Origin of the sequence: Mycolicibacterium alvei (assembly GCF_010727325.1) — a bacterium.
GTDB classification, from domain to species: Bacteria; Actinomycetota; Actinomycetes; order Mycobacteriales; family Mycobacteriaceae; genus Mycobacterium; species Mycobacterium alvei.
This window is the reverse complement of sequence record NZ_AP022565.1, coordinates 1,770,326-1,782,766: the sequence shown is the minus strand read 5'-3', so window position 1 is coordinate 1,782,766 and position 12,441 is coordinate 1,770,326. Positions and strand designations below refer to the sequence as shown.

Here is a 12,441-nt window from a genome sequence, read left to right as displayed (position 1 = left end):
CGACCTCAGTCCTGCTGCGTTGGGTGCTCGGTCGGGCCTGCGACGTATAGCGGGGTCACGTTTCTTCGGCCCATCGCGGTGCGACGCTGGATGTACTGGGTGAGGTAACCGAGCCGCTCCGGTTCGACGAACCCGGGTAATACCAGCCGCCAGGTGTGTTCCAGATCGGAAAGGAAGCGATGCGGATCGTCGAGGTCGCTGGTTTGACGCACACCCAGGTGGATCGAGACCAGCAACCGGGCGACCGCTTCGGGGTCGGTGTCGGCGGTGAAATCGCCTTCGCCTATCGCCCGCTTGGCGATCCCGGCGAAGCCCTGCACCCATGAGTCGAGGGTCCGGGCGCGCACGCCGTCGGCGTGGCCGATGGACTCTATGAGGTTCAGGCAGGCCCGGGCGATCGGATCGCCGATGTCCTCGGCGGCCGCCAGGCACGACAGGTCGATCAGCGTTTCCGCACCGGATAGATTGCGGGCCAGGACGTCCTCCACGGCTCGTTTGGCCAGTGTGACCCGGCGCTCGACGATCGAGAGCGCCAATGCGTGCTTGGACCGGAAGTGGAAGTACAGCGCACCCTTGGTGACGTTGGCATCGGCCAGGATGTCGTCGAGGCTGACCAGACTGTAGGGAGTGCGGGCGAACTGTCGCGCAGCCGCTTGCAGGATCTGAAGGCGCGTCAGCTCTGCTCGGCGGTCGAGCTGCTCAGTCACCACGGGGCCTTCCTGCCTCTGGTCGGCAGGCCGACGTGTCCTGTTTCATCGTCGCGACCTGCAGACTCAAAGTCTTCGCCATATGTGCATAACATTCTAAAGGTATGTATCGTGCTTAGGGTGATAACTCTTGGTTCGTCGCGGGTTGTCCGCTCGGCGGTGGCATCTGCCACGGCCGCGGGAGCCGCGGCGAACACCGTCATGTGGCGGTCGGCAGTAGCCAAGGGCTATCGTGGAAGCGTTGCCATGGCCTGCACCGGCAATCCCCCTCGAATCCCGGTGCGGGCCATGGCGACCCCAAATTCTGGTGCCTACCAAGGTGATTCGACCCTGATGGGGCACCCCGTAGTTCAGCCGGAGTGCCGCTAGCCGATGTGGGATGACGAAGTCGACGTCGTTTGCTGTGGCTCAGGCTTAGGGGCGTTGGCCGCGGCCGTCGCGGCGGCGGATGCCGGGCTGGACGTGCATATCGTGCGTCCGGGAGCATTGCCCTCGGTACCGTCGGGACCGGAGACACCGTGGTTGGGTGCGGGCATCGAGGATGTCGAGACCCGCGAGTACCTCGACGCATTGGCTGCGGATCTGACACCGCTCGACGACTCCGAGTCCGACACCGCTCCGACGGTGCGGACGGTCAGCGAATGGACCCCGGTCACCGGACGCGGCCGGATCGCGCCGTTCTACGGCGCCCGGCTACAGGACTGGGCGCAACAATGCCTGACTTCTTCCTACGGCGTGCTCTACACGCGGTTGACGGACCGGGGTACCACCTCGATGGCGTCCGGCGCCGGCGACGAGATCCAGGTCAAGATGCTGGGCGCAGTCGAGGTCGAACCGGCCGCAGGTCCCGCGGCGGTGCTCGGAGACTGGTTGTCGGCACAGGTGCAAGACCGGCAGATCCCCACCCTGGACAACGCCACCCTGCAGCGCCTTGTGTTCGAGGAGGGCGAGGTACTGGGCGCGGTGATCGACACCGCCGACGGTCCATTGACCCTGCGGGCCCGCCACGGCGTGGCCCTGTCGACCGAACCCCGTGGTGCGGGCTCGGTGACCGATCAGCTCCTCGAGCCCGGTAAACCGCTGCAGGTGGGCCTGGTCGGCTACAGCGCGAGCAGATTCGGCCGGGTGGAACTGCTGGAACTCAGTCGGGACGGAGCGGCGTCGGGCGACTGCAGCTCCGGGGGAGTGCGCGACGCGAAGCGTGAGTCGTATCGCTCACGTCCGCGGCGCGGCTGAGAAGTGCACTGCCACCCGACCTTTGGTCAGTAGCGCAGCCATCTCGTGGCCGAGGATCGGCTTGGACAACAGGAAGCCCTGTGCGCGGTAGCAGCCGTGCCGCAACAACGTCAGCGCGGCCCGCTCGGTCTCCACGCCTTCGGCCACCAGTTGGAGCCCGAAGGCTCCGGCCAGGGCTATCACCGCACGCACGATCGGTAGATCGCCCGGGTCTGAACCGAGTCCGGCGACAAAGCTGCGGTCGATCTTGAGCGTGTCCACCGGCAGGGACTTCAACAGCGACAGCGCGCTGTATCCGGTGCCGAAGTCGTCGATGGCCACCTGCACGCCCACCTTGTGCAGTCCGGTCAAGGTCGAACGGGTGGTTTCGATGTCCTGCACCACGATGCTCTCGGTGATCTCCAGACAGACCGATCCGCGGGGCAGACGGAACTCCTTCATGACGCCGGCCACCGACTCGACGAATCCGTCGGTCACCAGCTGCACCGGCGACACGTTGATCCGCAGCACGATGTTGCGGCCGACACCGTTGGACCGCCACCGGGCGAACTCGGCGCACGCGTTCCGCAGCACCCAGCGCCCCAATTCGCCTGCTAGGTTTATGGATTCGGCCACGCCGATGAACGAGTCGGGGGACAGCAGGCCGCGGGTCGGGTGCTGCCAGCGGACCAGGGCCTCGGCGGCCAGCACCTCGCCGGTACGCATGTCGATCTCGGGCAGGTAGTGCAACACGAGCGCCCCGCTCTCGATGACGCTCTGCAGGTGCAACTCGATGTCGTTGCGGAAGTCGATTTCCATCGCCATCGCATCGGAGAACACCGCGACCTGATTGCCGCCGGAGTTCTTGGCGGTCAGCACTGCGTGGTCAGCCCGGTTGAGCAGATCGGAGGTGGAGTCGCGGCCTGGCATTCCCTCGGCCAAGCCGATGCTGACGGTGCGGGTGAGCATCTCGCCGTCGATGGTGACCCGTTCGCGCAGCACCGACTGGAGCCGGTAGGCCAGTGCGGTGGCCGCCTCGGCGGTCATCGACGCCGCGGGGACGACGACGAACTCGTCACCGCCTAGCCGCGCGATGAGCTTGGGTTGGTCGTCCCCGTGCTGCAACCGTTCGGCCAGGATGCTGATGAAGGCATCCCCGGCGGTATGTCCCAGGTAATCGTTGATCGCCTTGAGCCGGTCCAGGTCGAAGAACATCACCACGACCGGGCCGGGTTGGCCCGGTGCCAGCCGCGCCTCCAGGTGGGCCATCAGCGCTCGTCGGTTGTGCAGACCGGTGAGGTGGTCGTGATCGGCGAGGTAACGCAACCGGTCCTCGGCCTCGATGCGCGCCTGCACCTGGGCGAACAAGGAGGCGATCGCCTTGAGGGCGTTGAGTTCGGCGGGCAACCATTCGCGGTCGCCGAACTTGACGAACCCCAGGACACCGGTGGTGATGTCGGCGGACAACAACGGCACACAGGCCATCGAGGTGCTCGCGATGTGGCGTCCGGCCTCGATCGTGCGCTGGTAGTCGTCGGTGGCCGGTTCGGGACGGAACACCGCCGGTTCCTTGAGGTGCTCGGCCATCGCGAACACCGGATCGGCATCGGCGAAGTGGATGACCGCAAGCGGGTCGGCCTGGGCGTCGGGTGGGCGCGGCGGCCACTCGGCCACCAGCCGCGTCGCGTGCGCCGCATGATCGTTGTGACGCAGGAAGCTCACGTCCACGTCGAAGAACGAGATCAGTTCGGCAAGCACCTGTTGGCTCACCGGGACCGAGGTCGCGGCATCAACCGCCATCAGTTGCGTGGCCACCGATGTGACCAGTAGTTCGAGGCTGCCTGGCACCAGATACCTCCGCCTATACCTCAGCACGTGACTCAGCCGTACTGCGGTGCCGAACCCGATCGGGCTCGACGTCTGCTGCGCACGGTCGGACGCGGCGCGTAGGACAACCTGAGCACCAGCGCCAGTGATTCGTCGCGCTCGGTGCCGGTCAACCTGCGAAAAGCGTACTGCAGGTCGCCCAGTGCGTCGGCGTGGTCGGGCGAGAGCAGTTGGCGGTCGTCATCGTCATGGGCGTAGAGGAACACCGGCGACACCGGTTGAACCGCCAGCCCGTGGCGTTGGGCGCGGACCCAGACGGCCTCGACCGCCGATCCGGCCAGCGCGTAGTCGGTCAGCCGGCGGCCCCGAACCGAGACGACGGCCAGCGCCGAGCTCGAGGTGACCCGTTCATGGGTGTCGTCGCCGAGAGCCGCGCCGGCGTTCCACTCCGACAGCTTCGCCATCACGTCGGGCCGACGCAGAATATCGAGCATCACCATGTCGGCCGGATCCAACCCGAGTGTGGTCACGTCGAGACCGGTATCGGCGTCCGGATCGCCGGGCCAGCGCAGCTCCGACATCATCTCGCGGTGCAGGGTCGGGGTGAGGTAGCGGATTCGGTCTGCTTCGGCGAGTAGGCGTGCGGCGGTTTCGATCTCGGCCCGCCCGTCGAGGATCCTCAGTTCGGCACCCTCGTTTCGGGCGGCATCCCGCAGGTCGTCGATCACGGCGGCGCCGATGGGTGCCGAGGTGCCCCGGAGTCGATTGGTCTCCCGGGCCAGCATCGGTTCGTAGAGTTCGGCCAACTGCGGTGCGCTACCGGGCACGAAATCCACGGTTCCGCACAGCGGCGTGCCTTCGTCGCCGCGGGACCACTGCACGTGCCCGGTCAGGTTGTGAGCGGCCGCGGCGATCCGGACATTGAATGCGGCCGCTCCCAGCGCCACCGCGCTGCCGCGGTAGCCGACGTCCATGGTGGTCGTGCACGTCGTCGCCAGGCGCAGATTGATCCGGTCGTCGCTGGCCTCGATGAGCCACGGTTGGACATTGCCGCCCGACGGGGCGCGTATCGCTGCGTTGGTGAGGATGTCTGCCAGCCGGGTCGGTTCGGTGTGGACTTCGATGGGGACGTCGACGGGTGGAAGTGCGGATCCGTTGCGCAGTGGATCGTCGATGCGGTCGAGCGCTTCGGCGACGTCGATGCGCACGCGCCCGGACGGCATCGGCTCACCGAGACCGATGCGCCGCACGGCATTGGCGACGACGGTGGCCCCGAGTACGACCTCGGCGGCGAGCTGGGGCCAGGTGCTCAGTGTCTTGCCGACCTCCACCAGCGATGCCGCCATCCGGGGAGAGAGTTGGGCCGCGTCGAGGATCCGCAGGACATGGGGCACCTTGTCCTTGCTGCTGAGTCCGGTCAGGTCGCGGGCGGCGATGTCGCCGAGCAGACCGTGCAGGATCGGCCGCGCGGGTTCCAGGTCGAACCGCTCGACGTCGAGCAGCCCACGGTCGCCGGTGGTCATCAGCACCGGCAGCCGCCGGGCTCGGGCGACCTCGCGGACAAGGACTTTCGCGTCCAGCGAGTCGCATTCTTCGACAACGACGTCGAGGCCACGCAGGAACTGATCGATGGACTCGGCCACTGCGCCGTTGCGATCGATACGGACCTTCATATACGGGTCGATCTCGGCGATCCGGCGGGCGGCCACCACGGCCTTGTTCACACCCAGGTCGAACACGGTGCCCGGGACCCGGTTGAGGTTCGCCAACTCCAGCTCGTCGAAGTCGGTGAGTCGAATCTCGCCGCACAGTCCCTCGGTGGCGAGGTTGTAGGCGATGGCATGGCCGACGCTGAGGCCGATGACGCCGATCTTCCGGGTGGAAAGGCGGCGCTGCTCGTCGGCACTGATCAGATTGCGGTTGCGATCCAGCCGTAGCCGGGTGAACGCGGCCGGCCCCAGAATATGGACCAGGCACCGGCGCCACGGGTAGTACGCCCACCGGGTCGGCTCGTCGAGCATCTCGGTGTCGACCGCAGGCACCAGCGTGCGCAGCGCAGCCTGCTGTTGGCGGCATTCGTCGATGACGGTGATACGCGGATCCCGGCGCAGCTGGTCGAGGGTGCCACCCGAATGGTCATCGTGGTCGACGAATATCGCTCGGTATTGGTCGGGGTCGTTGTGATCGCTCACGTCGGGGATCATCGTCCTGCCAGGGTGGAGGTGAGGGCGTCGAAATCGGCGCTTGGGGGGTTGGTGCCAATTCGCCGGGCCTCGGCGAAGTAGCGCGACAGCTGGCCCGGATCGGCGTGGCTGGCGAAAGTTCTTCGGTCCCACCACATCATCTTTGTCTGGTACCGCTGGTCCGGATAGGGTGTCGCCGGGATCTTGGCGGCAAGCACACCGCCCGAAGACAACCAGCGTTTCAGTACATAGGCCGCCGCGGTGGCCATGACGAACTGAATGTCCAACAGCGTCATGGCATGCAGCGGCGTACGTGCCAGCGTATCGGTGAGTGCGCGACTCTGTTCGGGGTCGTCGCATACCCAGGCCGTCTTCATCTCCACCACTCCGAATGGCACGCGGTCTTCGATCATTTTTCGCACCGAGTCGAGTGCGGGCTGCCCGCTCCATTCGACGATCGCGTGGCTTTCTTCGACGCTTCGGTGTGGCCCCTTGGCACGCAGGCCGCCGACAACCCGGCCGGCGTCGTTGATTCCGACACAGAACAGCGCCGTATCTGCGCCTGTCTGTAGCGCTTTCGGGTCCAATGCCTTTTCCACGCCGTGCTTGCGGTAGTTCGTCTCGGCTCCGCGGACGTATTCGTTCCACAGTTCGCGCTCGGCGGACGGCCGGGTCACGATGATCGTGCACTCACTGTCGGGGTCCCACCAATTCGGGGATTTTTCCAACGTCACGTTCTGGCGGGCGACGGCATTGAGTTGGGGAGCGGTCATCTGGAATCCATTTCGTCGGTCAGCCGTGCCTTCCGACTGGACGGCTGATTTCGGTGAGGGGCACGGCGTAGCGAATACGTGACGAGTATTGCGCTGCCCCATAGTGAATTCCAGCAAGCCGGGAAATCTTGTCTGGACACGGGATGCACTTTGCATGGCGGTCACTGATTTTCGCACCGATCCGTGCAATTATGGCAAATTCGAAAATCGCTATTTACGCCGAATAAGCGTGTGGTTCGAGCGCATGGCAAAAATTATGATTTGATGTTGATGTCGAATGGGTGGCGGTCCGGCGGCGCCGCGGAATTTTGCTGCGAAGGTTCTCGGTCGGCCCGGTTGGGATTGCGCATCGGCGGTGAATGCCGATCGCCTCGGCGGGGCGTTGGGTCTTTCGGATCGCCTGCGCAATGGCGGGCCGTGTGCCGGTGGATGGAGGCGGGATGAGATTCTGGTGTCGATGACCGAGGAGTACCCGAAAACAACTGCCTTGCCGGCCCGGGATGTCGGCAGGCTCTTGTTGCGTTGCGGAGACCGCCCGGGTCTGGTTGCGGCCATCAGCGGCTTCCTCACCGGCGCCGGTGCCAACATCGTGTCGTTGGATCAGCACTCCACCGAGCAGACCGGCGGCACCTTTATTCAGCGCACGATCTTCCACCTGCCGGGCCTGGCTGCGGTGCGCGACGAACTCGAGCGCGATTTCCGGCAGCAGGTGGCCGATCCGTTCGAGATGGACTTCCGTCTCACGGAGGCCTCCAAACCCAAGCGCGTGGCGCTGATGGCCTCCCGCGAGGACCACTGTCTACTCGATCTGTTGTGGCGCAACCGGCGCGGTGAGCTCGACATGTCCGTCGTCATGGTCATCTCGAACCATCCCGATCTCGCCGATCAGGTGCGCGCGTTCGGTGTGCCGTTCCTCTACGTTCCCGCGACGCCGGACAACCGGGCCGAAGCCGAGCAACGATTACTGGAGTTGTTGCGCGGCAACGTCGATCTGGTGGTGCTGGCCCGGTACATGCAGATTCTGACCCCGGAGTTCCTCGACGGCGTGGGCTGTCCGCTGATCAACATCCACCATTCGTTCCTGCCGGCGTTCATCGGTGCGGCGCCGTATCGCAGGGCCAAGGAACGCGGGGTCAAGTTGGTCGGTGCGACAGCGCATTACGTGACCGGCGATCTCGACGAGGGCCCGATCATCGAGCAGGACGTGGTCCGGGTGGACCACCGGCACTCGGTCGGTGATCTACGGCGTCTGGGTGCCGATGTCGAACGGCTGGTGTTGTCTCGGGCGGTCCTGTGGCACTGTGAGGACCGCGTAATCCGGTTCGGGAATCAGACCGTAGTCTTCTGACCACGGTTCGGGAGGAGTTGAGCGTGAAGGTCTTCAATGGTCTTGATGAGTTCGTGGCGGCGGCGGGTAGCGAGTTGGGCCCGACCGAGTGGATGGAGATCACCCAGGATCGGGTGAACCTGTTCGCCGATGCCACCGATGACCATCAGTGGATTCACGTCGATCCCGAGCGGGCGGCCGATGGGCCGTTCGGTGGGACCATCGCGCACGGTCTGCTGACCCTGTCGCTGTTGCCACATTTCACCCACCAGCTGTATCGCGTCGACAACGTCAAGTTGGCGGTCAACTACGGCTACAACAAGGTTCGGTTCATCACGCCGGTGCGGGTCGGGGCCAATGTGCGGGCGCGGGCGGCGATCGCCGACGTCGCGCAACTCGACGGCGCGGTCCAGGCCACCATGACGGTGACGGTCGAGATCGAGGGTTCGGACAAGCCCGCTGCGGTCGCCGAGTCGATCGTCCGTTTCATCGGCTGATCTGCGGCCGGGTTCCCGGTACCTTTCCGACGAGCAGTCTCCCGTCCGGGGGACTGCTCGCGGCGTTTCTGACACTTGTCAGAATTCGTTGACGTCCGTCAAAGTCCGCTGTTAGTGTTCTGCATCACAATGTAGAAGGAGCACTGTTTTGCAGCGTTCACTGCCGCGGACCGCGATCATCGGCGCGGGCATCAGCGGGCTCACCGCCGGAAAGATGCTCAAGGACTACCGGGTTCCCTACACCACGTTCGAGGGATCGGACCGCATCGGTGGAAACTGGGCCTTCGGCAATCCGAACGGGCACAGCAGCGCGTACCGCTCACTGCACATCGACACCAGCAAGCATCGATTGTCGTTCAAGGACTTTCCGATCCCCGAGCAATTCCCGTCGTTCCCGCACCACTCCGACATCAAGGCCTATCTCGATGCCTACGCGAATGCCTTCGGGCTGTTGGAGAACATCGAGTTCAACAACGGGGTGGTGCACGCGGCCCGCGTCGACGGGGGTGGTTGGGAGATCGAGGATCAGGCCGGCGCCCGCCGCGAGTTCGATCTGCTCGTCGTTGCCAACGGCCATCACTGGGATCCCCGGCTGCCGGACTTTCCCGGGACGTTCACCGGTGAACATATCCACTCGCACCACTACATCGACCCCACCGAACCGCTGGAGCTGACCGGCAAGCGGATTCTGGTGGTGGGTATCGGGAACAGCGCCGCCGACATCACCGTCGAGTTGTCATCCAAGTCCCTGCAGAACCAGGTGACGCTGTCCACCCGATCGAGCGCCTGGATCGTGCCGAAATACATTGCGGGACAGCCAGGTGACAAATACTTCCGCACCAATCCCTATCTGCCGTTGTCGTGGCAGCGCAAGTTCGCGCAGATGCTTGCGCCCGTGCTCGGCACCGATCCGACGATGTACGGACTGCCGGCTCCGAATCACAAGCTCTTCGAAGCGCACCCGACACAATCGGTAGAACTGCCGTTGCGGCTCGGGTCCGGTGATGTCGTTCCCAAGCCGAATGTGTCCCGGTTGGACGGTGACACGGTGCATTTCGAGGACGGCACAAGCGACGTCTTCGACGTGATCGTGTACGCGACGGGCTACAACATCACCTTCCCGTTCTTCGACCGGGATGTCGTCGATGCCCCCGGCAACCACATCCGACTCTATAAGCGGATGTTCAAACCCGGAATGAACGATCTGGTGTTCATGGGTTTCGCCCAGGCGATTCCGACACTGTTCCCGTTCGTGGAGAGCCAGTCGCGGTTGCTGGCGGCCTATGCGGTGGGGCGGTACGGTCTGCCGCCGGTGGCAGAGATGGAGCGGGTGATCGATGCCGATCAACAGCTACACGCCGGACACTGCACCGACCGGCCTCGGCACACCCAACAGGTGGACTACTTCATCTACGAGCATGACCTCCGCGTGCGCGAGCTACCTGCGGGGGCCGAGCGTGCCGCCGACGGTGCCGGCCTGATCGTGGGAGTGCCGGCGTGACCTACACCGAGCTCACGTTCCATTCGGCCGGTGACCGTTGCAGCGCATGGTATTTCCCCGCCGCGGGCGACGACTTCACCGGCCCGGCGGGCCGGCCCGTGGTGGTGATGGCTCACGGCTTCGGCGGCACCAAGGACTCCGGTCTACAACCCTTCGCGGAGCGGTTCAGTGCGGCCGGCCTCGACGCGGTGGCCTTCGACTATCGGGGCTTCGGGGCCTCGGACGGAACACCGCGGCAGAGTGTTTCGGTCGAGCGTCAGATGGCGGATTACGGTGCGGCCATCGCGGCGGCCCAACAACTGCCGGGCGTGGACCCTCGGCGGGTGGTGCTGTGGGGATCGTCGTTCTCCGGTAGCCATGTCCTGCGGGTGGCCGCGCAGTGCGCCGATGTGGCCGCCGTGATCGGCATGACTCCGTTGACGAGTGGGCTGGCCGCCAGTCGGGCGGCCGTGGCACACCGCGACATCGCATCGGCGTTGCGCTGGACCCTGGCGGGCGTGAAGAGTCGCGTAGCTGTAGCGGCGGGCCGGGCGCCGACACTGATGCCGTTGGCGGCCGAACCAGGGGAGGCCGGTGCACTGGCCCTCGACGGGGCATATGACAGCTACCGCGCGATCGCCGGGCCGACGTGGCGCAACGAGGTCGATTCGGCCATCGGCATGGAGCTGGTGCAGATTCGGACCGGGGCCGCTGCCAAGACACTGAAATGTCCTGTGCTGATTCAGGTTGCCGACTTCGACCGGTTCGTGCCGGCCAACTCGGTGATGAAGACGGCCGTGCAGGCCAGGGCCCAGGTCCATCACTACCCGTGCGACCACTTCGATGTGTGGCCGGGCCACGACTGGTTCGATACGGCCGTCGAGGATCAGGTGAGGTTCCTCGCCCGGACGTTGGGCTGATGTCTGCTCGCGGGAGACGTCAGGGGCGATACAGCGCCGCGACGTCTCCCGGACGCACCTTGAGCGCGGGATTGCGGGGGAGTGCATCGACGACCGCCACGGCCACCGGCACGTGATGGCTCGGCAGTTCCTCGCGCACCAGGTCCTTCAGTTCGGCCTCGGTGGGTGTGACGGCATCCCGGCGTAGCTCGACCGCGGCGAACGGAACCGCGCCGAGCCGGGAATCCGGAACCCCCACGACACAGGCGTCGAGCACGCTGGGATGCGAGATCAACACCCGCCGTACCGCTTCCGGGAGGACCTTGAAGCCGCCCCGGTTGATCGCACCGTCACCGCGCCCGTGCAGAGTGACGAAGCCGTCGTCGTCGACGGAAGCCAGATCGGTGGTGCGCACCCAATCCGGTCCGATGACTGCGACGGCGGCTTCGAGCATTCCGATGGTGCCGGTGGGCACTTCGGTGTCGGTGTCGGGGTCGACGATGCGGACCCGCACGCCGGGCAGTGGTCGTCCGACGCTGTCAGGTTTGTCCGCGCCGTACCGGTGGTACAGCTCAGGGGTCCAGCTGCACACCGATCCGGCGAATTCAGTTGCCCCATAGGCCCACAACAACGGAATCCCGTAACGCCCCTCGAACTCTGCCCGCAATTCCGGCTCCAACGGACCGGAGCCCCCGGACAACCCCTCCAGCGAGGCCAGATCCTCGGGTGGAACGTCGGCCTGCAGCAGCATTCGCAGGATTGCGGGTTGCACCCCGGCCCGGGTGATCCGGTAGGTCTTGATCGCACGAACCCACTCGGTGACGCTGAACTTCTCCAGCAGCACCATGCGCTTGCCGGCGCACGGCGCGGCCAGTAGTTGGCAGACACCGATGCTGCCGAACGGCCAGTACACCAACGCGGGCGGCGTGTCGGGGTCGACAGCCTCGGTGCCCGCACCGATCGTCGTGCTCAGGACGGTGTGCTCAAGTACGTTGGTGGCGACCGGGATTCGCTTGGGCGGTCCGGTGGTGCCACTGGTGAGAATGTGCAGGCCGGACTGTTCCAGCGCCGGGTCGTGCCTGCTGCCCGGTTGCCGCGTCACTGTCACGCCGACCCGGAGCGGATCGCCGGACAGGGAGAGACCGGCCGACCCGGCCGCACGCACGGCGGCGTTGAGTTCCGGCGTCCAGTCGTCGACATCGGCCAGAACTGCCGGCAACGCAAGGCTGCCGACGTCCCGGGCGATCGCGGCGGCGGACTGGTACGAGTAGATCATCACCACGGGGCGTCGCGTCGCGATGAACCCGAGGATTGTCGCGGCGTGGGCCACCCGGTTCCGCACGACGATGCCGACCGGTTCGCCGGGCAGTACGCCGGCCTCGTCCGACGCGGCCGAGATCTGCTCGATGAACTGCGTGATCTCGTTGCCCGAATACCACTTTCGGGCGAACTCGATGAACGGCCGGTCGCCGTACGCCTGAAGCCCGGCCGCCAGGACGTCAGCGAAGTCCGTGCTCAGAGGGCCGGGCATGC

Annotated in this window: 10 protein-coding genes; 5 read left to right on the top strand and 5 right to left on the bottom strand. The window is 65.8% G+C overall.

Annotated features, from left to right (window positions below; translation table 11 throughout):
• Positions 1-5: 5 nt before the first annotated feature.
• Positions 6-710 carry a TetR family transcriptional regulator gene (locus G6N44_RS08525; protein WP_372508223.1) on the bottom strand — a complete coding sequence of 235 codons (705 nt, stop codon included), beginning with the start codon at positions 708-710 and terminating at the stop codon, positions 6-8.
• 420 nt (positions 711-1,130) lie between these two features.
• Here G6N44_RS08525 and G6N44_RS08520 point away from each other — a divergent pair, with 420 nt between their 5' ends.
• Positions 1,131-1,943 (top strand): hypothetical protein, encoded by an 813-nt coding sequence (locus G6N44_RS08520; RefSeq protein WP_235682978.1) that lies wholly within the window; start codon positions 1,131-1,133, stop codon positions 1,941-1,943.
• On the opposite strand, the gene G6N44_RS08515 is transcribed toward G6N44_RS08520, so the two are convergent.
• From G6N44_RS08515 to G6N44_RS08505, 3 genes are all read right to left on the bottom strand, one after another.
• Positions 1,923-3,722 carry a putative bifunctional diguanylate cyclase/phosphodiesterase gene (locus G6N44_RS08515; protein WP_276039909.1) on the bottom strand — a complete coding sequence of 600 codons (1,800 nt, stop codon included), beginning with the start codon at positions 3,720-3,722 and terminating at the stop codon, positions 1,923-1,925. The genes G6N44_RS08520 and G6N44_RS08515 overlap by 21 nt on opposite strands.
• Before the next feature lie 80 nt (positions 3,723-3,802).
• Entirely contained in the window at positions 3,803-5,953 is a 2,151-nt protein-coding gene (locus G6N44_RS08510; RefSeq protein WP_163663021.1) for an Rv1355c family protein, read from the bottom strand.
• A complete protein-coding gene (locus tag G6N44_RS08505) occupies positions 5,950-6,705 on the bottom strand; it encodes a hypothetical protein (protein ID WP_163663018.1) in 756 nt (251 codons plus the stop codon). Before G6N44_RS08505 ends, G6N44_RS08510 begins: the two co-directional genes overlap by 4 nt.
• A gap of 457 nt (positions 6,706-7,162) precedes the next feature.
• On the opposite strand from G6N44_RS08505, the gene purU reads away from it, so the two are divergent.
• The 4 genes from purU (at position 7,163) to G6N44_RS08485 (ending at position 10,929) form a co-directional block, all read left to right on the top strand.
• Positions 7,163-8,053 carry a formyltetrahydrofolate deformylase gene (purU, locus tag G6N44_RS08500; protein ID WP_163663015.1) on the top strand — a complete coding sequence of 297 codons (891 nt, stop codon included), beginning with the start codon at positions 7,163-7,165 and terminating at the stop codon, positions 8,051-8,053.
• Positions 8,054-8,076: 23 nt separating this feature from the next.
• The gene (locus G6N44_RS08495) at positions 8,077-8,529 is read left to right on the top strand and encodes a MaoC family dehydratase (protein ID WP_163663013.1); all 453 of its coding nucleotides are present in this window, start codon (positions 8,077-8,079) and stop codon (positions 8,527-8,529) included.
• A 214-nt stretch (positions 8,530-8,743) separates the two neighbouring features.
• Positions 8,744-10,030, top strand: coding sequence for a flavin-containing monooxygenase (locus tag G6N44_RS08490; protein WP_407666175.1), 1,287 nt, complete (start codon positions 8,744-8,746; stop codon positions 10,028-10,030).
• Positions 10,027-10,929, top strand: a complete 903-nt coding sequence (locus tag G6N44_RS08485; RefSeq protein WP_163663007.1) for an alpha/beta hydrolase — start codon at positions 10,027-10,029, stop codon at positions 10,927-10,929. Before G6N44_RS08490 ends, G6N44_RS08485 begins: the two co-directional genes overlap by 4 nt.
• Positions 10,930-10,948: 19 nt before the next feature.
• On the opposite strand, the gene G6N44_RS08480 is transcribed toward G6N44_RS08485, so the two are convergent.
• Positions 10,949-12,439: a class I adenylate-forming enzyme family protein gene (locus G6N44_RS08480; protein ID WP_163663004.1), complete on the bottom strand. Its 1,491-nt coding sequence runs from the start codon at positions 12,437-12,439 to the stop codon at positions 10,949-10,951.
• Between the last annotated feature and the right edge of the window lie 2 nt (positions 12,440-12,441).